This is a genomic window from Microbacterium sp. GXS0129 (assembly GCF_044769785.1).
GTDB lineage: Bacteria > Actinomycetota > Actinomycetes > Actinomycetales > Microbacteriaceae > Microbacterium > Microbacterium nymphoidis.
Map to the genome: position 1 here is coordinate 1,186,921 of NZ_JBIZVZ010000001.1, position 20,675 is coordinate 1,207,595.

Annotated in this window: 19 protein-coding genes; 10 read left to right on the forward strand and 9 right to left on the reverse strand. The window is 66.0% G+C overall.

The genetic code is table 11. The features are described from left to right. Positions 1-10 precede the first annotated feature (10 nt). The 3 genes from ACIQJ5_RS05370 to ACIQJ5_RS05380 all read left to right on the forward strand — a co-directional run bounded on the left by ACIQJ5_RS05370 (position 11) and on the right by ACIQJ5_RS05380 (position 3,315). Positions 11-985 carry an ABC transporter permease gene (locus ACIQJ5_RS05370; protein ID WP_231091345.1) on the forward strand — a complete coding sequence of 325 codons (975 nt, stop codon included), beginning with the start codon at positions 11-13 and terminating at the stop codon, positions 983-985. Next, the gene (locus ACIQJ5_RS05375) at positions 982-2,673 is read left to right on the forward strand and encodes an ABC transporter ATP-binding protein (RefSeq protein WP_231089648.1); all 1,692 of its coding nucleotides are present in this window, start codon (positions 982-984) and stop codon (positions 2,671-2,673) included. The genes ACIQJ5_RS05370 and ACIQJ5_RS05375 overlap by 4 nt, the downstream gene beginning before the upstream one ends. Positions 2,674-2,760: 87 nt before the next feature. Further along, on the forward strand, positions 2,761-3,315 hold the full coding sequence (locus ACIQJ5_RS05380) for a PH domain-containing protein (protein WP_402841629.1): 555 nt from the start codon (positions 2,761-2,763) through the stop codon (positions 3,313-3,315). 34 nt (positions 3,316-3,349) lie between these two features. Here the strand turns inward: ACIQJ5_RS05380 and ACIQJ5_RS05385 are convergent, their stop codons facing one another. The 7 genes from ACIQJ5_RS05385 to ACIQJ5_RS05415 form a co-directional block, all read right to left on the reverse strand. Then, positions 3,350-4,696, reverse strand: coding sequence for an MFS transporter (locus tag ACIQJ5_RS05385; protein ID WP_402842066.1), 1,347 nt, complete (start codon positions 4,694-4,696; stop codon positions 3,350-3,352). Next, a complete protein-coding gene (locus tag ACIQJ5_RS05390) occupies positions 4,617-5,804 on the reverse strand; it encodes a radical SAM protein (RefSeq protein WP_402841632.1) in 1,188 nt (395 codons plus the stop codon). The genes ACIQJ5_RS05385 and ACIQJ5_RS05390 overlap by 80 nt, the downstream gene beginning before the upstream one ends. Before the next feature lie 102 nt (positions 5,805-5,906). Further along, a complete protein-coding gene (locus ACIQJ5_RS05395; RefSeq protein WP_402841635.1) occupies positions 5,907-6,260 on the reverse strand; it encodes a hypothetical protein in 354 nt (117 codons plus the stop codon). Positions 6,261-6,429: 169 nt separating this feature from the next. After that, on the reverse strand, positions 6,430-8,136 hold the full coding sequence (locus ACIQJ5_RS05400) for an ABC transporter family substrate-binding protein (RefSeq protein ID WP_231089650.1): 1,707 nt from the start codon (positions 8,134-8,136) through the stop codon (positions 6,430-6,432). Positions 8,137-8,223: 87 nt separating this feature from the next. Next, positions 8,224-10,287, reverse strand: a complete 2,064-nt coding sequence (locus ACIQJ5_RS05405; RefSeq protein WP_231089651.1) for an ABC transporter ATP-binding protein — start codon at positions 10,285-10,287, stop codon at positions 8,224-8,226. After that, a complete protein-coding gene (locus tag ACIQJ5_RS05410) occupies positions 10,284-11,267 on the reverse strand; it encodes an ABC transporter permease (RefSeq protein WP_231089652.1) in 984 nt (327 codons plus the stop codon). Before ACIQJ5_RS05410 ends, ACIQJ5_RS05405 begins: the two co-directional genes overlap by 4 nt. Beyond that, positions 11,267-12,250 carry an ABC transporter permease gene (locus tag ACIQJ5_RS05415; RefSeq protein WP_231089653.1) on the reverse strand — a complete coding sequence of 328 codons (984 nt, stop codon included), beginning with the start codon at positions 12,248-12,250 and terminating at the stop codon, positions 11,267-11,269. Before ACIQJ5_RS05415 ends, ACIQJ5_RS05410 begins: the two co-directional genes overlap by 1 nt. 339 nt (positions 12,251-12,589) lie before the next feature. On the opposite strand from ACIQJ5_RS05415, the gene typA reads away from it, so the two are divergent. Continuing rightward, positions 12,590-14,500, forward strand: coding sequence for a translational GTPase TypA (gene typA, locus ACIQJ5_RS05420; RefSeq protein WP_231089654.1), 1,911 nt, complete (start codon positions 12,590-12,592; stop codon positions 14,498-14,500). Positions 14,501-14,565: 65 nt separating this feature from the next. Here typA and ACIQJ5_RS05425 read toward each other — a convergent pair whose 3' ends face one another. Then, positions 14,566-15,114 (reverse strand): helix-turn-helix domain-containing protein, encoded by a 549-nt coding sequence (locus ACIQJ5_RS05425; protein ID WP_231089655.1) that lies wholly within the window; start codon positions 15,112-15,114, stop codon positions 14,566-14,568. Between the two features lie 102 nt (positions 15,115-15,216). Between ACIQJ5_RS05425 and ACIQJ5_RS05430 the strand changes: the two genes are divergently transcribed. The 6 genes from ACIQJ5_RS05430 (at position 15,217) to ACIQJ5_RS05455 (ending at position 19,614) form a co-directional block, all read left to right on the forward strand. Next, entirely contained in the window at positions 15,217-15,915 is a 699-nt protein-coding gene (locus ACIQJ5_RS05430) for an AzlC family ABC transporter permease (RefSeq protein WP_231089656.1), read from the forward strand. Beyond that, on the forward strand, positions 15,912-16,229 hold the full coding sequence (locus ACIQJ5_RS05435) for an AzlD domain-containing protein (RefSeq protein ID WP_231089657.1): 318 nt from the start codon (positions 15,912-15,914) through the stop codon (positions 16,227-16,229). The genes ACIQJ5_RS05430 and ACIQJ5_RS05435 overlap by 4 nt, the downstream gene beginning before the upstream one ends. A 38-nt stretch (positions 16,230-16,267) precedes the next feature. Then, entirely contained in the window at positions 16,268-16,660 is a 393-nt protein-coding gene (locus ACIQJ5_RS05440; RefSeq protein WP_231089658.1) for a DUF6113 family protein, read from the forward strand. Positions 16,661-16,726: 66 nt separating this feature from the next. Then, entirely contained in the window at positions 16,727-17,050 is a 324-nt protein-coding gene (gene fdxA / locus ACIQJ5_RS05445; RefSeq protein WP_231089659.1) for a ferredoxin, read from the forward strand. Next, positions 17,047-18,156, forward strand: coding sequence for a succinyldiaminopimelate transaminase (gene dapC, locus ACIQJ5_RS05450; RefSeq protein WP_231089660.1), 1,110 nt, complete (start codon positions 17,047-17,049; stop codon positions 18,154-18,156). Before fdxA ends, dapC begins: the two co-directional genes overlap by 4 nt. 162 nt (positions 18,157-18,318) lie before the next feature. After that, complete coding sequence (locus tag ACIQJ5_RS05455; protein ID WP_231089661.1) at positions 18,319-19,614, forward strand: citrate synthase; 1,296 nt, start codon at positions 18,319-18,321, stop codon at positions 19,612-19,614. Positions 19,615-19,677: 63 nt separating this feature from the next. Here ACIQJ5_RS05455 and dapD read toward each other — a convergent pair whose 3' ends face one another. Further along, positions 19,678-20,607, reverse strand: coding sequence for a 2,3,4,5-tetrahydropyridine-2,6-dicarboxylate N-succinyltransferase (dapD, locus tag ACIQJ5_RS05460; protein WP_402841645.1), 930 nt, complete (start codon positions 20,605-20,607; stop codon positions 19,678-19,680). Positions 20,608-20,675 lie beyond the last annotated feature (68 nt).

Below are 20,675 nucleotides of genomic sequence, written 5' to 3' on the forward strand. Positions count from 1 at the left end.
CATGACCTCGATGGACCCGTCGCAGGTGCCCACCGAAGTCGCGCCGGTCACACGCGGCGCAGATCACTACGTCGCCGAGGTCCTGACGGACACCATCTCGGTGGACGAGGTCCGTGTCGGCGAGAAGCGCTCCAACCTCTGGCTGGACGCCTGGCGGGACCTGCGTCGTCGCCCGCTGTTCTGGCTCTCTCTGCTCGTGGTGCTGGTCATCCTGCTCATGGCGCTGTTCCCCAGCATGTTCACCAGCATCGCGCCCAACAACGGGTGTGAGCTCAGCAACAGCAACAAGGGGCCGACGGGCGAGCACTGGCTCGGCTTCACGCGTCAGGGCTGCGACATCTGGGCGCGCATCGTCTTCGGTGCGCAGACCTCGCTGTCCGTCGGTCTGCTGGCCACCCTCATCGGATCGGTGATCGGTCTGATCTTCGGTGCCTTCGCGGGCTTCTACGGCGGGTGGCTGGACTCCATCCTCTCGCGCGTGGGCGACATCTTCTTCGCCATCCCGTACATCCTCGCGGCGATCGTCGTGATGAGCGTGCTCTCGCAGTACCGCAACCCGTTCATCATGGCGCTGGCCATCGGTGGGTTCGCCTGGGCGAGCACGGCGCGTGTGGTGCGAGCGGAGGTCATCCGCGTTCGTCAGCTGGACTACGTGATGGCCTCGACGGCGCTCGGCATGTCCCGGTTCCGCACGATGCTCTCGCACGTGATCCCGAATGCGATCGCTCCGCTGATCGTGGTGACCACGATCAGCCTGGCCAGCGCCATCGTGGCCGAGGCCACGCTGTCGTTCCTGGGCCTCGGGCTCGGATCGGAGACCATGAGCTGGGGCCTGGACATCAGCCAGGCGCAGGCGAGCATCAAGGTGGCGCCGATGGCGCTGATCTACCCGTCCATCGCGCTGACGGTGACGGTGCTCGCATTCATCATGCTCGGTGAGCTGATCCGCGATGCCCTCGACCCGAGGGCGAGGGCCCAGCGATGACCGCGACGGAAGGAATCGGCTCGGTGAGCAACACCCCGCTGCTGTCGGTGCGTGATCTGAAGATCACGTTCGGAACGAAGAAGGCCACCCGCGAGGTCGTTCACGGCGTCAGCTTCGACATCTTCCCCGGCGAAACCGTCGCCATCGTGGGAGAGTCGGGCTCGGGCAAGTCGACGACTGCCTCGGCGATCATCAATCTGCTGCCCGGCACCGGCCGGGTCACCGGCGGGTCCATCTCGCTGGACGGACGGGAGCTCACCACGCTCACCCGCCCGCAGATGGAGTCGCTGCGCGGACGGGAGATCGGATACGTCCCGCAGGACCCGATGTCCAATCTCAACCCGGTGTGGAGCATCGGCTTCCAGGTGGCCGAGGCCGTCCGGGCCAACAGCGACGGCCGGTTGAGCCGCGCGCAGGTGAAGGCACGCACGATCGAGGTGCTGAAGCAGGCCGGCCTCGCCGACGCGGAGCGTCGCCTGGGGCAGTTCCCGCATCAGTTCTCCGGCGGTATGCGCCAGCGTGCGCTGATCGGAATCGGCCTCGCTGCTGACCCGCGCCTGCTCATCGCCGACGAGCCGACGTCCGCGCTCGATGTGACGGTGCAGCGTGTGATCCTCGATCACATGGCGTCCCTCACGCGTGAGAAGGGCACCTCCGTGCTTCTGATCACGCACGATCTGGGTCTGGCCGCGGAGCGTGCCGAGAAGATCATCGTGATGAACCAGGGCAGCATCGTGGAGTCGGGGCCGAGCCGCGAGATCCTCCAGCACCCGCGTCACCCGTACACCCAGCGTCTCGTCGCGGCCGCGCCTTCGCTGGCGTCCAAGCGGATCGAGATCGCGGTGCGCGAGTCGGGTGAGGAGCCCCGCCCCGTCACGGGCATGTTCGACACCCCCACGGTGCGCGTGGAGGGCCTGACGAAGGACTACCGCATTCGTCAGGGCGCGTTCGGCAGCGTGCCGTTCCGTGCCGTCGACAACGTCTCCTTCGGCATTCCGCGAGGAAAGACGCTGGCGCTGGTGGGCGAGTCCGGTTCGGGCAAGTCGACCGTCGCGAAGATGGTGCTGAAGCTGGAGGATCCCACCGCCGGCGTCATCGAGGTCGACGGCAAGGACGTCTCCAAGCTGGATCGTGCCGGCACACTGGCGCTGCGGCGACGCATGCAGCCCGTGTTCCAGGACCCGTACAGCTCGCTGGATCCGCTTCGCAGCATCGGATCGCTGATCGAGGAGCCGATGCGCATCCACCACGTGGGAACGTCGGCGGAGCGTGACGCACGCGTGCGTGAGCTTCTCGACCAGGTCGCGCTGCCGCAGCGGCTGGCCGAGCGCTATCCGAACGAGCTGTCCGGCGGTCAGCGTCAGCGCGTGGCCATCGCTCGCGCGCTCGCTCTGAAGCCCGACATCGTCGTGCTGGACGAGGCGGTCTCCGCGCTCGACGTGCTGGTGCAGGACCAGATCCTGCAGCTGCTCGCTCAGCTACAGGACGAGCTGGGTCTGACCTATCTCTTCATCACACACGACCTGGCCGTGGTGCGCGTCGCCGCCGACCTCGTCTGCGTGATGGAGAAGGGCGTGGCCGTGGAGCAGGGGACGGTGGACGAGATCTTCGCCAACCCGCAGCAGGAGTACACGCAGCGTCTCCTGGCCGCGATCCCCGGCGCCGACATCGAGCTCGGCATCAGCTGACTCGTACGCACCGAAGGGCGTCCCGCGCGAGCGGGGCGCCCTTCGTCGTCTCGGAGGTCTCGCACCCGCGACCGGTAATCTGCTGAGGTGAACACAGCACGCCCGAATCGTCATGTCATGCGCTCGATGTCCGGCTACATCGCCACCGCGATCGCCGCCGCCCTCGGTCTCTTCCTGCTCGGCGACGCCGTGCTGCGTGCCGGATGGGCGCAGACGATGCTCTGGGCACCGTGGGTGTTGCTGGTGGTCTGGGCGGTGTACGTCGGAATGGCCGCATCCACCATCGCCACGGACGACGACGCGGTCGACGTGCAGAATCTGTTGCGCCGTCACCACATTCCGTGGGGGAGTGTCACCGACATCGATCTGCGTTACCAGCTCGTGCTTCAGCTGCGTGACGACAAGCCGGTGACCTGCATGGGCGGCCCCGCCCTCGCGCGTCGCGGCCAGCAGGTGACGAAGCTCGGTCAGAGCCGCGCGGACGCTGCCGAGGCCACGCTGCAGGGTCTCCGCGGCCGCTGGAGCGCATCGCGCCACCGCGCCGAGGCGCAGGGCGCCGTGACGCACACGTGGGACTGGTTCCTGGTCGGAAGCTTCGTGGTCCTCGTCGTGTGGGCACTCGTCGCGCTCATGCAGAGCTGATCGGCGCGCTGATAGTCGTCATTCGGGCTGTCCTTCATAGCTTCAACCGACGTATGCTCGGGCTGGCCGCCAGTATGACTGCGATCAGGCCAAGAACCCCCACAAAGACGAACAGCGCTGCCCGTCCAGACCACACCTCAACCAGGACCCCCGCAAGGAACGGGGAGAACGGCACGAAGATTCCCGCTGCCACCTGTGCGGCAGACCCGAGGCGGCCCGTCATCTCCTCGGGACCAGAACCAAACAGATAGCCCATGAGTGCACCGTTCAGAGCCGGTATGAATAGCACGTTGGCAAAACAGGCGGGAAGGAGCCACCAGACGTTCGGGAACGCGCACGCGATGAGCAGGCCCGTCACGGCCGCCAGCGCGGCAGTGAGAACAACCTGCATTCCCAACGTGAACCGCTTGTTCAGCGGGCCGACCAGCGCGGCCCCCGCCACGCCTCCGAGGCCCGCGGCCACCTCTGTCAAGGCGATGAGGTACGGCTGTGTGCCGATACTGCCAAGCCCGATGACGATAGCGAACTGAATGCCGAGAAAGGGCAGATTGAGAGCGCACGCGGTGATGAATGTGAGCCGGATGGCCGGCGTGCTCCAGATGTGTCGTAGCCCAGCGAGCGCGTCACTCAGAACTCCGCGGACATAGCTGCGTGAAGACTCTGCGCCGGCGTCCGTTGTCACAACGCGGTGGGGACCTAGTGGCGCCGTGATCACGGTGATACAGATCGCAGCGATGAGATAGCCCACTGAGTTCGCGAGAACTGTCAGAGCGCTGCCCAGAGTGATGAGCACGCCGCCGACGGGAGAACCGATGAGACCTGCAATGGTGTCGCGAGCGTCGTCGATGGCGATCGCTTGGGGGAGTTGATCGCGAGACACGAGATTTCGGACCGCACCGTTCTGTGCCGGCTGGAAGAACGTCATCGCCAACGTGGAAAGCCCCGCCGCCGTCGCGACTGCGATCGACGCGGGGCCGTCGATGGAGAGAACAACTGCACACACACCCCACGAAACGCTCGCTACCAGGGCAGAGACGATGAGGGTCAAGCGCCGAGGCCATCGGTCCGCGTATACCCCGGCCAAGAGGCCAACTCCTACCGAGAGGAGCGACGTTGCTCCTGCGATGGTGCCCGCGGTCGCGGCTGATCCGGTGACCTCCAGCAGGATGAGCGGGATTGCAATCGCAGCGATCCCCGACCCCAGAGAACTAGCGAACTGCCCGGCCATCAGGAGCCCGAATCCGCGATTGCGTCGCAGCGGTATCGGTGCTCCCTCGACGCTGGTGTCACTCCCGAATCCGCTATCCATGAGTTTGGCCCGATTCGGTCGAGCCGGTGCCCAAGCGGCCCTTCTCGCGAAGTAAGTCCAGAACTCGTGCATCGAGATCACTTCGTATCCGTCGCTGAGGGGCGCCATCTGTGGCGGAGAATCCACATTGACGCCACCTGGTCCGTCGCTTCTCCGGACTGAGGCGGGCGCCCCATACGTCGCCCAACGTGAGTTCTGGATGCCCAACGGCCTCCCAGCAGCTCACGACACTACCGTCGGCATCAACAACGGTCCCCGTTTCGCATTCAACGTCGCCGCACATTGCGCACGGCGCACTCCAAGCCGGTTCAGGAATCTGCAGTCCTAGATCGATGGCTCTCTCGTAGGCTTCAACACACGCGTCCAATGCGTCGTCACCCCACGCGACGGTACCGTCGTAAACGCCGGCGTCGTGAATGAGGTCAAGGCTCACTATTGGAGCGTCGGCGAATGAGAGAGATGCGATGTCCTCAACTGCCGATAGGATCGTCGACACTGACGAGGCGGTGACGTTCAGCCGGAAATTCCAGAGCACTCCTTCGACCATTGCCGCCTTCCGTATGTTCTCCAGCACGTGGTCATAGGTGGGGTGTCCGCCGCGAGTCCTTCGTGTGACGTCATGACTGCTCTTGCCTCCGTCCAGAGAGACTTGCAGCTGGTCGAGTCCGAGCGCACGTAGAGAAGCGAGAGTGCGAGCGCTGAGGCGGGTGCCGTTGGTCACCGCCGAAGCACTCAGAGGGAGGAAACTTCCGAACTCTCGCAATATGGTCGCACACAGGTCCGGACGTAGGAGCGGTTCGCCGCCGAACAGCGTTAGCGCGAGCGAATGTGCATTGTGCTTACCTGCGCGGTCGTTCACGAATTGCGCGGCCGCACGGATGACGGATAGATCAATGAAACGCCGGGCGATTCGAGGTGCGAGGCCGCCGCCATCAGCTGGTGCTGTGTTCTGGAAGCAATACGGGCACGCGAGGTTGCACGATGTCGTGGTCGTCACCGTGACATGATGAACGCCAGTTCCGGCGATGTCTACCCCTGCAAGATCAGGGAGCTCAGCAATGATGTCAGCGTCACTCCACCCGAAATATTCGGGAGTGTTCTCTGCGCGGAGCGCATTCCCTGGCGTGAGCACCCAAATCGAATCCTCTGAGCGGACAACTCGAGGACGTATGGTAGTCATCTGCGAAATCTCCTTCTGGGGCGAGGAGGAGGCGGCCGCAGCGACCGCCTCCTCCGGTCGTGGTTCCTGATCCGATCGAAAGGCTCACACCTTGATGATTAGTCAAGACTTGGTGTAGACCAAACAGATCTTGATTCCCTTGCCCGGCTGCTGAACAAATCGCTCGAACTTGATTTCTTTCCCTCCCTTCGGTGTATTTTCTTCTTTGATGTTGCGGACCGCAACGTGATGAAACCTGGTCTTCGTGTAATGGCAACCGGCCGAATGCACCGGGCGCTGTAGATGCGAACACTGCATGTATGAATCCACACGAATGTCCCATTCGTGTGGATTCTGCAGAAGCAGACTGCTGATGATCCCCAGATCTTCAGAGCATCCCAGATTGCTCAACGAAAAACTATCGTCCGTAGGGAGTGGTGTCAAGGCCGCGACAGCCGCATGGGGATCGATGGCCACCAAGGTGTATTAACCACATTGCAGTTGCATTAACCACATTGCAGTTGCATTAACCACATTTGCTTGCTTTGAGTACATTGTCCTTTCGCCGCAACACAAAGACACGGGCCCGGGAGCAGATGCTCCCGGGCCCGTGCTGTATCAGCGCAGTGTGATCACCGTGGGGTGATTACTTCTGCCATCCGATGTCCTGCACCTTGCCGACGTAGAACTGGCCGGCGCCGTAGTTGGCGAGGCCCTTCTTCATGGCGACCATGGTGGGACCGTTGTACAGCGGCATGATGCCGGCGGTCTCCTTGAAGATCTCGGCCTCGAGCTTGTTACCGGCCTTGATCTGCTCGTCGGGGTCTGCGATCGCGCCGACCTCCTTGACCTTCTCGTCGATCTCCGGGGTGCCGGTGCCCGACAGGTTCAGCTGGCTGTCCGAGCAGTAGACCTGGCAGAAGTCGCCGAAGCCGTACGGGTTGGAGGAGCTGAAGCCCATGAGGAACATGCCGAACTCACGGTTGGTGTAGACGTCCGAGAAGTCCGAGGAGGGGCGGTTGTTGATCGCCGCGTCCACGCCGATCTCCTTGAGCATCGAGTTGATGGCCTTGGCCTGCGATGCGGAGATCTCGTTGTCGCCGAGGGTGGTGAAGACGAACGACAGCTTCTTGCCGTCCTTCTCGCGGATGCCGTCCGAACCGGCCTTCCAGCCGGCGTCGTCCAGGATCTTGGCCGCGGCTTCCTTGTCGTAGTCCAGACCCGACTCAGCGAAGTTGTCGCTGTAGCCCGGCTGGAAGGAGTACTGCGCGAACGAGCCGGGGAGCGGCTCGGTGTAGTCCATGCCCTGGAAGCGGATCTTGGCGATGACCGAACGGTCGATGCCCTTCATGATCGCCGTACGGACCTCGAGGTCACCGAGCACCGGGTCAGCGGAGTTCAGCATCATCAGCGAGTTGGACGGGGTGCCCGCCTCGCGGATCTCGATGCCGTCCATGTCCTTGACCTGCGCGAGGCGGTCCTTGTTGCCCACACCGGCAGCGTCCAGCTCGCCGTTCTTGAAGGCGTTGATCTCGGCGCTGTCCTCAAGTGCGCGGTAGGTGCGCGAGTCGAGCAGACCCTTGTCGCCCCACCAGGCGTCGTTGCGCTTGAAGGAGATGGTGCCGTTGTTCTTGTCGTACTTGTCGACCGTGTACGGACCGGCGCCCCACTCGGGGTGCGGGTTCTCGATGTACGCCGTGTTGAACGTCTCGGCGTCCTTGGCGGCCTCGGGGTTGATGATGTTCTCGAAGAGAGCGTTCACCCAGGCGTAGATGCCGTTGTAGGTGACGACGGCCTGACGCTCGTCGGCGCCCATCGTGACCGAGGTGATCTTGCTGTAGCCGTCGGTGTTGCTGGAGACGAAGTTCTCGTCGGAGCCGTTGTTGGCCTTCCAGGTGGCCTCGAAGGACTTCCAGTCGATCGGCGTGCCGTCGTTGTACTGGGCCTTCGGGTTGATCGTGTATGTGACAACCGTGTTTCCGTCCTTCACCTCGGACTTGACGTCCGTGAGGAAGTCGGTGTTGAAGTGGTAGGTGCCGTCGGCGTCGTACAGGGCCAGCTGCGGGTTGTACCAGCGCCAGAAGTCGAGCGTGTACTTCGTTCCATCGCCGTGGAAGGTGTTGAACTGCGCCGAGATCTCGACGGTTCCCGTGGTCAGGGAGCCGCCCTCCTTGATGTTGTCGCGCGGCTGCAGGTTGAGACCCTCGAGCGCGGAGCTGGTGCTTCCGTCGCTGGGCTTCTCAGATGCGTTGCCGCCACCATCGTTGGAGCTGCCGCAACCGGACAGCATCAGTGCTCCGGCAACGATTGCAGCGGCTGCGACGACGTAGCGCCGCTTGGTTGCAATGGACATGTGTGAACCTCCTTGGCCACGGGTTCGCGGCCGGGACTGTGTGTTTTTCACGAGAGATACCTCGTTCTCTTCACCCGGAAACGGGGGTCAGGCGACCTCCGCTGTGGTGGATGAGGAGCTGAAGTGACAAGCATCGCTGTGATCGGGTCCGTGCAGCAAGAGCGCGGGGGGCACGGTTTCACAACGGTTTCTATCGGATTCGCTTGTCAGGCTTTGGTAGAGCGGGCACCGGGTGACGAACGGGCAGCCGGCGGGGCGATCGGCCGGGCTCGGCAGGTCGCCGGTGAGCACGATGCGATCGCGACTGCGCTCGACAACGGGGTCGGGAACGGGGATGGCGGACAGCAGCGCCTGCGTGTAGGGGTGGCGCGGGTTCTCGAACAGCGCGTCCACGTCGCCGAACTCGACGAAGCGCCCGAGGTACATCACACCCACGCGGTCGGCGATGTGACGGACGACAGAGAGGTCGTGAGCCACGAACAGGTACGACAGGTTCAGCTTGGCCTTGAGCTCCTCCAGCAGGTTGATCACACCCGCCTGAATGGAGACGTCGAGCGCGGAGACCGGCTCGTCCAGGACGACGAGGCGCGGATTCGTGGCCAGCGCACGCGCAATGCCGATGCGCTGGCGCTGACCGCCCGAGAAGGCGGACGCGAACCGCTCGATGTGGGCCTGGTTCAGCCCCACCAGGTCCATCAGCTCGGTGACGCGCTCCTGGACGTCGCCCTCATAGCCCATGGAGCGCAGCGGCTCGGCGAGGATGTCGCCCACCGTCATGCGCGGGTCCAGCGCGCCCATCGGGTCCTGGAAGACGATCTGGGCGTTGCGGCGCAGCTGACGCTCGGCGTGGCCGCCACGCACGGTGGAGACATCCGTGCCGGCGAGCACGACGGTGCCCGACTGCGGCTTCATGTCCATGATCTCCAGCAGCGTGGTGGACTTGCCGGATCCGGACTCACCGACGATCGCGAGAGTCTCGCCCTCGCGGATGTCGAAGCTGACGCCGTCGACGGCGTGGACGGTTCCGACGCGGCGCTTGACGAGCGCACCCTTCGTCATCGGGAACTCGCGGCTGAGGTCGGTCACCTCGAGTACGACCTCGCGCTCCTCACGGGGGACACGCTGCAGCGGCGCTTCCGGGATCTCAGGGACCGGGTACACGTCGCCCTGGGCGGTGCGGTCGAGGCGAATGCACGCCGCGCGGTGATCGGGATCGCCGTCCACCGCGACGAGCGGCGGCTCCGTGGTTCGGCAGGCCTCGGTGGCGATGGGGCACCGGGCGGCGAACGGGCACGCGTCGGGGAGGTTGATGAGGATCGGCGGGTTGCCCGGGATCGGGACGAGCGGCGCCTTGGCTCGCTGGTCCACGCGCGGGATGGCCGCCAGCAGGCCGATCGAGTACGGCATGCGGGTGTTCTGGAACAGCTCGTCGACGGGTGCCTGCTCCACCGGCTTGCCGGCGTACATCACCAGCACGTCGTCCGCGCTGTGAGCGACAACACCCATGTCGTGGGTGATCAGCAGAACACCGGCCCCGGTCTCCTCCTGGGCGCGATCGAGGACGTCGAGGATCTGTGCCTGAATGGTGACGTCCAGGGCCGTGGTGGGCTCATCGGCGATGATCACACGCGGGTTGTTGGCCATGGCGATGGCAATGACCACACGCTGACGCATGCCGCCGGAGAACTCATGGGGGAATGCGCGCATCCGCTCCTGCGGGCGCGGGATGCCGACGATGCGAAGCAGCTCCACCGCCCGGTCGAACGCCGCCTTGGCGGAGATCTTCTTGTCATGCGCCTGCAGCGCCTCGATCAGCTGGTCGCCGATGGTGAACACCGGGGTCAGCGACGAGAGCGGATCCTGGAAGATCATCGAGATGTCCTTGCCGCGCACGCGCGACATCTGGGCATCGCTGAGACCGAGCAGCTCACGACCCTCGTACTGGATGGAGCCGGTGATGTTGGCCGACTTGCCGTGCAGGCCCATCACCGCCAGCGAGGTGACGGACTTGCCCGAGCCCGACTCGCCGACGATCGCGAGGGTCTTGCCCGGGTGCAGGTCGAAGGAGACGCCGCGAACGGCGTTGACGACGCCCGCTTCGGAGGGGAAGCTGACGGCCAGGTCGCGGACGGAGAGCAGCGGAGCGCTCACGCGGTTCCTCCAGAGTTCGAGTTGGGATCCAGCGCGTCACGCAGACCGTCGGAGATGAAGGCCATCGACACGGTCAGCAGCGTCAGGATGGCGGCGGGGAAATAGAACAGCCACGGCGCGCTGGTGACCTGGTTCGAGCCGGAGCCGATCAGCGATCCGAGCGAAACGTCCGGGGACTTCACGCCGAAGCCGATGAAGGAGAGGCCCGTCTCCGCCATGACGGCGCCGACGAGTCCGAGCGTGAACTGGATGATCAGCAGCGAGCCGATGTTGGGCACGATGTGGCGGAGCACGATCTTGAAGCCCGACACTCCCATGTACCGTGCCGCGGTGACGTAGTCCTGCTCGCGGACCGACAGGGCGATCGCCCACACGGTGCGCGCAGTGAAGAACCAGCTGATCGCCGTCATGACGATCGCGATGACCAGCCAGTTGCCGCCGGCCTTGTTGGAGATCATCGCGAGGATGAGGAAGGTCGGCACGATCATCAGGAAGTGGATGACGAACAGCACGAGGCGCTCGTATGCGCCGCGGAAGTACGCGGCAGACGCACCCAGCACCGCCGCGATGACGGTGCTGCCGATGGAGACGATGAGGGCGATCATCATCGACTGCTTGAGACCATGCGCGGTCGCGGCGAACATGTCGTTGCCCGCGCTGTTGGTTCCCCACCAGTGACCGTTCTCGCCGGGGGGAGTGGAGAGACTGAGGAAGTCGGTGTCGAGGAAGTTGAACGGCGCAATCAGCTCGCCCAGCGTCGCGAAAAGCACGAGCAGAGCGAAGATGATGAGCCCTGCGACGGCGGTCTTGTTGCGCCAGAACCGGCGCACATACAGACGGAGCGTGCCACGCGATTTCCCGCGCGGGGCGGTGACGACCGCCGCCGTCATCGCATCGGCGCCGCTGACGTCGCGCACGGCCTCGTCGTAGGTGACCTCGGCGTTCACGCGGGCTTCCGTGGGCTGGTCGGGAATGCTCATCAGCTCACCCTCACTCTCGGGTCGAGCGCTACGACGGCGATGTCGGCGAGCAGCGCTCCAATGGCGGTCATGACAGCGCTGAAGGCCGCGATGGCGACGACGCCGTGGATGTCGTTCTTGGCGATGGTGGTGATGAAGTACCGCCCCATGCCCTCCCACTGGAACACGCTCTCGGTGAGGATCGCGCCGGTGAACATTCCGGGGATCGAGAACGCGATGGAGGTGACCACCGGGATCAGAGAGGTGCGCAGTGCGTGCTTGCGCACGGCCTGCGAGCGTGTGAGGCCCTTCGCGCGGGCGGTGCGCACGTAGTCGGCGCCGATGTTGTCCAGCAGCAGGGAGCGCTGGAGGAAGTAGGTTCCGGCGTAACCGGTGACGACCAGCACGATGGTCGGCAGGGTGAGGTGCTGGAGCGTGTCGACGATGACGGGCCAGAACCCCTGGACGCCGTCGCTGCGGGCGCCGGTGACGTAGAAGACACGGGTGCCGACCGCGTTGTTGAACGCGATGGCCATGATCACGATGCCGAGGCCGGCGACGATGACCGGCAGGTTCATCGTGATGGTGGAGATGAACTGCACCACGCGGTCAGTGGCGCTGTACTGCTTCGACGCCGTCCAGACCGCCAGGGCGATGCCGATGACGGTCATGAGGATGGTGGCACCGAGCAGCAGCTCCGCGGAGTTCCAGATACGGAAGGCCACCTGCTCGTTGACGCTCTCGCCGACCGGGCTCTTCCCCCAGTCCCAGCGGGTCACGACGGAGGAGAGCCAGCCCCACCAGCGCTCCAGCAGCGGGACCTTGTCGTTCAGTCCGTACTGCGAGAGAGCGGCATCCGCGATGGCCTCCGGTACGGGAGGGTTTCGTCCCGTGTAGTTGGACCGCGGGTTCAGGAACAGCGACGCCAGGAAATAGGTGAGGTTGGTGGCGACGAAGATCATCGCGAGCCATCCCAGCGTCCGGCGGACGAGATACCTCAGCACGAAGGCCTACCTCCAGATTTGCATCGGTACATCGAACCCGTCCTCCACATTTGACAGTTCCACATGAGGTTCATGTGAACTTCTGCACGATACCCCTCGGTTACCGATGTGTCGAAATATCGGCACGGGGTGTTCGCCTATTCCTGTGCTCAGTACATCACGGCGGTAACGTGCGGCGGTCGGTGCACAGGACCCCTCGGGTGCGCTCCGACCGCACCTCATTCGATCACAGACCTCCGTCCTGCGGCAGGGGGTGCACAGCTTTCGTTCACCTGACGTGCTGTAGAATTCCGGGGCCGATTCTCTTCGGTGTTCCCAGATCTACAAGGATTTCCCTTCATGGCGCACGCCCTCCGCTCTGACCTCCGTAATGTCGCGATCGTCGCTCACGTCGATCACGGCAAGACGACCCTCGTCGACGCCATGCTGCGCCAGACCGGCTCCTTCGGCGAGCACGCTCACGTCGAGGAGCGCGCGATGGACTCGAACGACCTCGAGCGCGAGAAGGGCATCACCATCCTCGCGAAGAACACCGCGATCACGTACAACGGCAAGCACACCGACGCCCCGGTGACGATCAACGTGATCGACACCCCGGGTCACGCCGACTTCGGCGGCGAGGTCGAGCGCGGACTGTCCATGGTGGACGGCGTCGTGCTGCTCGTCGACTCCTCCGAGGGCCCGCTGCCGCAGACGCGCTTCGTGCTGCGCAAGGCGCTCGAGGCGAAGCTGCCCGTGATCCTCGCGGTCAACAAGACCGACCGCCCCGACGCTCGCATCGAGGCCGTCGAGGCCGAGGCGCAGGATCTGCTGCTGGGGCTCGCGTCCGACCTGGTCGACGACGTGCCCGACCTGGACGTGGATGCGCTGCTCGACGTTCCGGTGGTGTACGCGTCCGGCCGTGCCGGTGCGGCGTCGCGCAACCGTCCGGCCGATGGCGAACTGCCTGACAACGACGACCTCGAGCCGCTGTTCGAGGCGATCCTCCAGCACATCCCGGCCCCCGCGTACGACGACGAGGCGCCGCTGCAGGCCTGGGTCACCAACCTCGACTCCAGCCCGTTCCTCGGCCGCCTCGCTCTGCTGCGCGTGTTCAACGGAACCCTGAAGAAGGGTCAGACCGTGGCGTGGGTTCGCGCCGACGGAACCACGAGCAACGCTCGCATCACGGAACTGCTCAAGACCCGCGCGCTCGAGCGCTACCCCGCCGAGGAGGCCGGCCCCGGTGACATCGTCGCCATCGCCGGCTTCGAGGACATCACCATCGGCGAGACCATCGCCGACCCCGAGGACGTCCGCCCGCTGCCGATGATCCATGTCGACGACCCGGCCATCTCCATGACCATCGGCACCAACACCTCGCCGCTCGTGGGCAAGGTGAAGGGCCACAAGCTCACCGCCCGCATGGTGAAGGACCGCCTCGACCGCGAGCTGATCGGTAACGTCTCGCTTCGCGTCGAGGACATCGGCCGCCCGGATGCCTGGGAGGTGCAGGGCCGCGGTGAGCTGGCGCTGGCCATCCTCGTCGAGAACATGCGCCGCGAGGGCTTCGAGCTCACGGTGGGCAAGCCGCAGGTGGTCACCAAGAAGATCGACGGCAAGGTGCACGAGCCCTTCGAGCACCTCACCGTGGACGCCCCCGAGGAGTACCTCGGCGCCATCACCCAGCTCCTCGCTGCCCGCAAGGGCCGCATGGAGGGCATGACGAACCACGGCACCGGCTGGGTGCGCATGGAGTTCGTCGTTCCGTCGCGCGGTCTGATCGGCTTCCGCACGGAGTTCATGACCACCACGCGCGGCACCGGCATCGCCAACGCCATCTCGCACGGCTACGAGCCTTGGGCCGGCCAGATCGTCACCCGTCAGAACGGCTCCATCGTGGCCGACCGCTCCGGCGTGGTCACCCCGTTCGCCATCATCGCCCTGCAGGAGCGCATGAGCTTCTTCGTGCAGCCGCAGGACGAGGTGTACGAGGGCATGGTCATCGGCGAGAACTCGCGCAGCGACGACATGGACGTGAACATCACCAAGGAGAAGAAGCTCACCAACATGCGCTCCTCCACGGCCGACACGTTCGAGTCCATGACCCCGCCGCGCGTGCTGTCGCTCGAGGAGAGCCTGGAGTTCGCCCGCGAGGATGAGTGCGTCGAGGTCACGCCCGAGAAGGTGCGTATCCGCAAGGTGAACCTGGACGCGACTGAGCGCGCTCGTGCTGCGGCGCGTCTCAAGAAGCAGGACGCGAACGCCTGAGCCTGATCACACGAAGCCCCGCGGTGCGCGCCACCGCGGGGCTTCGTGGTGTCCGGCGCAGTCGGTCAGCGCAGCTCGCTGATGAGCACGGCCATGGTGCCGGGCTCTCGTGCCGTGAAGACGTGGGGCGCGTCGCCGGCGTAGGTGAGGTAGTCCCCGGGGTTCATCGTCACGGGCGCGTCGCGAGGGCCGACATCGGCCCGTCCCGAGATCAGCACGACGTGCTCGGTGGTGCCGCTGAGGTGAGGGCGGGAGTCGCGGGTGCCGCCCGGCTCTGCCTGCAAGAGATAGATGTCGCGGCGCGAGTTCGGGGGAGCGGTCGACAGCAGCGTCGCGCTATAGGTGGCCGCGGCTGCCGGAACACCGCTCAGATCGGCGACCCGCAGCAGCGTCGGCCCGGCGGCGGGCTCGGCCACCAGCTCGGCGAACGGCACGCCGAGGGCGTCACCGAGTGCCCACAGCGTCTCAACGTTCGGCGTGGTCGCCGCGTTCTCCAACTGCGAGACGGTGGCCTTGGAGACACCGGCCCGCCGCGCCAGCTCGGCCGCGGAGAAGCCGCATCGTTCGCGTTCGCGGCGCAGCGCCTGTGCGATTCGGGCCCGGAGCTCATCCATGCGTTCAGTATGACAAACGTCCTTTCGTTTGACTGAACGACGCGGGTCGTTCAGAATTGCAATCGACCGTTCGGTTTGCTGAACGACGAGAGTGAGGCGCGTATGGATCAGGCGGAACGGTCGGCGGTGCGCCAGGGGATGGCCGTGGCGCTCGCGGTGAGCCTGGACGGGATCACCTTCGGTGCGCTGGCCGTGGCGGCGGGCCTGGACGTCTGGCAGGCATGCGTGCTGAGTCTGGTGATGTTCACCGGCGGCTCGCAGTTCGCATTCGTCGGCATCATCGCCTCCGGCGGGGTCGCTGCCGCCCCCGCGGGAGTTGTCGCCGCGCTTCTGCTCGGCCTGCGCAACACCGTCTACGCCATGCGGCTCTCCTCGATCGTCGGCAGGGGCGTGCTGCGCCGCCTCGGCGCCGCCCAGCTCACCATCGATGAGAGCATCGCGGTGGCTGTCACCCAGGAGGAGCCCCGCGCGCAGCGCGTGGGCTTCTGGGCCACGGGCATCGCGATCTTCGTCGGGTGGAACGCGGCGACCCTCGCCGGTGCGCTCGTGGGCAACCTGATCGGCGACGTCCGCGTCTACGGGCTCGACGCTGCCGCAGCCTGCGCGTTCCTGGCGCTGCTCTGGCCGCGATTGCGCTCCCGGCAGGCCATCGCGGTTGGAGTGGGGGCCGCCGTCGTTGCGACCGTGGCGACGCCGTACGTGATGCCCGGGATGCAGGTGCTGCTCGCGGCGGTGGTCGCGGTCGTCGTCGGCGTGTTCAATCTGTTCGGCGGCGGAGACACGAAGGCGGTGGCTCGATGACCCTGTGGCAGGCGATCCTCGTGGCGTCGATCCTGTGCGTGCTCGCCAAGATCCTCGGGTACGCGATTCCACCGCACTGGCTCGAGAAGCCCACCCCGGCGCGCACCATGGACCTCACAACCGTGGCGCTGCTCGCCGCGCTCGTGGCCTATCTCGCCCTGCACGGGCCCGGGCAGTCCCTGCACATCGATGCGCGGCTGGCCGCCGTCGGCGTCGCCGCCGTCCTGCTGGCCCTGCGCGCGCCGTTCGTGCTCGTCGTCATCGCCGGGGCCGTGACGGCTGCGCTGCTGCGGTTGTGGGGCTGGGCGAGCTGATACGGCAGCCGTTCAGGCCCGGACGGTACCATCGGCCCGTGTCCCTCTCACGCATCGCCACCTTCGTGATGAGCTTCATCATCGGAGCCGTCTTCGGCACGGCCGGAACGATCGGGTTCTCCGCCGGTGCCGACCTGTTCCACCTCGGCCTGATCCTCGCGTTCGCCGGGTGCCTGGCCATTCTCGTCTCGTTGCGCATTCTGGCGGAGGATCGATGGGCCGCCATCGCGGGAGGGGCCGGGATGTACCTGGCGGTCTTCATGTTCTCCATGCGTGGCCCCGGGGGCTCCGTGGTGGTTCCCGACACGGGGCTGTCACAGGTGTGGCTGATCGGTGTGGGGGTCATCATCCTGATCGTGGCGGCGTGGCCGGACCTGCGTCGTATCCGTCCTGCGTCCGCACCGTCGAAAGCGCAGACGCCCTCTCGTTGACGTCTCCGCTCCCGCCACGGCCGTGCGTGCACGACCGCCCGGGGAGGAGAGACGTAGACTGAAGAGGTGACGTATGTGATCGCTCTTCCCTGCGTCGATGTCAAGGATCGCGCCTGCATCGACGAATGCCCTGTCGACTGCATCTACGAGGGCGAACGTTCGCTCTACATCCACCCCGACGAGTGCGTGGACTGCGGCGCCTGCGAGCCGGTGTGCCCGGTGGAGGCGATCTACTACGAGGACGATCTTCCGGACGAATGGTCCGAGTACTACAAGGCCAATGTGGAGTTCTTCGACGGAATCGGATCGCCCGGAGGCGCCGCCAAGGTGGGCGTGATTCCGAAGGACCACCCGATCATCTCCGCGCTGCCGCCGCAGGCCGAGGCGTGAGCGTTCGCGACCTCGCGGATTACCCGTGGGATGCGGTCGCTCCTATTCGCGAGCGCGCGGCGCAGCATCCCGGCGGGCTCGTCGACCTCTCGATCGGCTCTCCGGTCGATGAGACACCGCGGATCATCCGGGAAGCGCTCGCAGCGGCGACCGAGGCCCACTCCTACCCGCAGACCGTCGGAACCCCCGCCCTTCGCGACGCGATCGCCGCGTGGTTCGCGCGGCGTCGTGGTGTGGCATCCCTGACGGCCGACCAGGTGCTGCCCACGGTGGGCTCCAAGGAGCTCGTCGCGCTCCTCCCGACCTTGCTCGGTCTCGGAGCTGGCGACATCGTGGTCCATCCGCGGGCCGCGTATCCGACGTATGAGGTCGGTGCCGTCGTCGCCGGTGCCACCGCGGTGGCGGAGGACGACCCGGCGGCGTGGCCGGCGGGAACGAAGCTCATCTGGCTGAACTCCCCGGGAAATCCCGACGGCCGTGTCCTCGGAGTCGCCGATCTCCGTGCCGCCGTGCGCCGGGCGCGCGAGCTCGGTGCGGTGATCGCCGGAGACGAGTGCTATGCCGAGCTCGGCTGGGACGCGCCCTGGGACAGTGAGCCGATCCCGTCCATCCTGGACCCTCGTGTCACCGACGGAGATGACACCGACGTTCTCGCGGTGTACTCGCTGAGCAAGCAGTCCAATCTGGCGGGTTACCGCGCGGCGTTCCTCGCCGGGGATCGCGAGCTGATCGCGCGCCTCACGACGGCGCGCAAGCACCTCGGGCTCATGCTCCCGGCGCCCGTTCAGCAGGCGATGACCGTCGCGCTCGCCGATGACGTACACGTCGCGCAGCAGAAGGAGCGATACCGGTCGCGCCGTGAGCTGCTCAAGCCTGCGCTCGAGTCCGCCGGCTTCCGCGTGGACCGCAGCGAGGCCGGACTGTACCTCTGGGCGACCGAGGGGCGCGACGCCTGGCAGAGCATGGACCGGCTGGCGGATCTCGGTGTCCTGGCAGGTCCCGGGGTCTTCTACGGACCGTTCTTCCCGCAGCACGTCCGCCTGTCCCTGACGGCTTCCGACGAGCGGATCGCCGCCGCTGCCGAGCGCCTCCGCGCGTCTTCGTAGGGAACCTCTAGCGAGGTGCCGCATCCTTTGGCGGGTGCATCAGTAGGTCCCGCGGGCGACTAGGCTGTAAGGACCGGGCGTGCTCACGCGCGCCGCCGACACGGATCTCTCACGACAGTTCCGTGTCAGACCCCCGACGACCAGAAATCGCAAGGAGGCGCCGTGAACAACGCGGGAGCACAGCCTGAGAAGGCGACGCTGACGATCGGTGACACCACGGCTGAACTGCCCACGGTGGCAGCGGTCGACGGAGCATCGAGCATCGACTTCGCCACCCTCACGAAGCAGACGGGCTACACCGCCCTCGACTACGGCTTCGTCAACACTGCGGCCACCAAGTCCGCGATCACCTACATCGATGGCGACCAGGGAATCCTGCGCTATCGCGGATACCCGATCGAGGACCTCGCCGAGCACAGCTCGTTCCTGGAGGTCGCGTGGCTGCTGCTGTACGGCGAGCTTCCCACCGCCGACGAACTGGGCGCCTTCGACGAGAAGATCCGTCGCCACACCCTCATCCATGAGGACCTCAAGCACTTCTTCAACGCCCTCCCGCACACCGCGCACCCGATGGCCTCGCTGTCGTCGGCGATCACCGCGCTGTCGACCTACTACGAGGGCCAGTACGACCCGCACAACCCCGAGCACGTCGAGCTGAACACCATTCGCATGCTGGCCAAGCTGCCCGTGCTGGCCGCTTACTCGCACAAGAAGAGCATCGGCCAGGCGTTCCTCTACCCCGACAACTCCCTGAGCTTCGTCGATAACTTCCTCCGCCTCAACTTCGGCGTGATGAGCGAGCCGTACGAGGTGAACCCCGTGATGAGCCGCGCGCTGGAGCGTCTGCTCATCCTGCACGAAGACCACGAGCAGAACGCGTCCACCTCCACGGTGCGCCTGGTCGGCTCCACGGGCGCCAACCAGTACGCATCGGTCTCCGCGGGCATCCACGCCCTCTCGGGTCCGCTGCACGGCGGCGCCAACGAGGCGGTGCTCAAGATGCTCGGCGAGATCCGCGACTCCGGTGAGACGGTCAAGCGGTTCGTGGAGCGCGTGAAGAACAAGGAGGACGGTGTCAAGCTGATGGGCTTCGGACACCGCGTCTACAAGAACTACGACCCGCGCGCCAAGCTGGTCAAGCAGTCCGCGGACGAGGTGCTGTCCGAGCTGGGCGTGAGCGACCCGCTGCTGGATCTCGCCAAGGAGCTCGAGGAGATCGCGCTCAACGACGAGTACTTCCAGGCACGTCGCCTGTACCCCAACGTCGACTTCTACACCGGTGTGATCTACAAGGCCATGGGCTTTCCCACGCGGATGTTCACGGTGCTCTTCGCGATCGGCCGCCTGCCGGGATGGCTCGCGCACTGGCGCGAGATGAACCTGGACCCGCAGACGAAGATCGGCCGTCCGCAGCAGCTGTACACGGGTGCTCCCGAACGTCGCTACCCGGGAGCCTGAACCACGGCGCCTGACCACAGAGGGGCTGGACCGAGATGGTCCAGCCCCTCTGTCATCGCACGATCAGGCGTGCAGGGCCTCGTTGAGCGTCACGCCGACGCCCGCGCGGGTCACGGCCTCGATCGCACCGGTCAGGGAGTTGCGGCGGTAGAGCAGGCCGTCGCGGCCGGAGAGATCGGATCCCTTGACCGTGGTGGAGGTGCTGCCCTCGGTGAGGACGATCTTCGAACCCGCCGTGACGTAGAGTCCCGCCTCCACGATGCAGTCGTCGCCGAGCGAGATGCCGATACCCGCGTTGGCGCCCAGCAGCGTGCGCGAGCCGATCGACACACGGTGGGATCCGCCCCCGGACAGCGTGCCCATGATGGACGCACCGCCGCCGATGTCCGAGCCGTCTCCCACCACGACGCCCTGGGAGATGCGTCCCTCGACCATGGATGCGCCCAGCGTGCCGGCGTTGAAGTTGACGAATCCCTCGTGCATCACCGTGGTGCCGGGGGAGAGATGCGCGCCCAGTCGCACGCGGGAGGCGTCTGCGATGCGCACACCGGCGGGCAGGACGTAGTCGGTCAGGCGCGGGAACTTGTCGAGGCCCTGCACCTGGATGCCGGCGCGCTGCAAGGAGGGCCGCAGGCGCGAGACGTCGTCCGGGTGCATCGGCCCGGCTGAGGTCCAGGCGACGTTGGGAAGGTGGGCGAAGATGCCATCGAGATTCAGCTCGTTGGGACGCACGATGAGGTGGCTGAGAGCGTGCAGGCGCAGATAGGCATCCGAGGTGGAGGCGACCGGCGCGTCCAGATCGGCCTCCACGCGCACCACCTCGATGCGTACCCCGCGAAGCTCGTCTTCCTCGGCATGCACCTCCAGGGTGGTGGTGTCGGTGCTCTCCGGCAGGCGGCCGGTGCGGATCTCGGGGAACCAGGTGTCCAGCACGGTGCCGTCCTCGCGGATCGTCGCGAGCCCGTCAGCGTTCACCCATCGTGCATCAGTCATGTCTCCACGCTAGCGGGCCCGGCGGAGCGGCCGGTGCCCCATGTCGCTCCGCGACGCCGGGGCGCTCA

Coding starts and splice junctions, on each gene's coding strand:
- ACIQJ5_RS05370 (WP_231091345.1), top strand. CDS start 11: ATGGACCCGTCGCAGGTGCCCACCGAAGTCGCGCCGGTCACACGCGGC.
- ACIQJ5_RS05375 (WP_231089648.1), top strand. CDS start 982: ATGACCGCGACGGAAGGAATCGGCTCGGTGAGCAACACCCCGCTGCTG.
- ACIQJ5_RS05385 (WP_402842066.1), bottom strand. CDS start 4,696: ATGCACGAGTTCTGGACTTACTTCGCGAGAAGGGCCGCTTGGGCACCG.
- ACIQJ5_RS05390 (WP_402841632.1), bottom strand. CDS start 5,804: ATGACTACCATACGTCCTCGAGTTGTCCGCTCAGAGGATTCGATTTGG.
- ACIQJ5_RS05400 (WP_231089650.1), bottom strand. CDS start 8,136: ATGTCCATTGCAACCAAGCGGCGCTACGTCGTCGCAGCCGCTGCAATC.
- ACIQJ5_RS05410 (WP_231089652.1), bottom strand. CDS start 11,267: ATGAGCATTCCCGACCAGCCCACGGAAGCCCGCGTGAACGCCGAGGTC.
- typA (WP_231089654.1), top strand. CDS start 12,590: ATGGCGCACGCCCTCCGCTCTGACCTCCGTAATGTCGCGATCGTCGCT.
- ACIQJ5_RS05425 (WP_231089655.1), bottom strand. CDS start 15,114: ATGGATGAGCTCCGGGCCCGAATCGCACAGGCGCTGCGCCGCGAACGC.
- ACIQJ5_RS05430 (WP_231089656.1), top strand. CDS start 15,217: ATGGATCAGGCGGAACGGTCGGCGGTGCGCCAGGGGATGGCCGTGGCG.
- ACIQJ5_RS05435 (WP_231089657.1), top strand. CDS start 15,912: ATGACCCTGTGGCAGGCGATCCTCGTGGCGTCGATCCTGTGCGTGCTC.
- dapD (WP_402841645.1), bottom strand. CDS start 20,607: ATGACTGATGCACGATGGGTGAACGCTGACGGGCTCGCGACGATCCGC.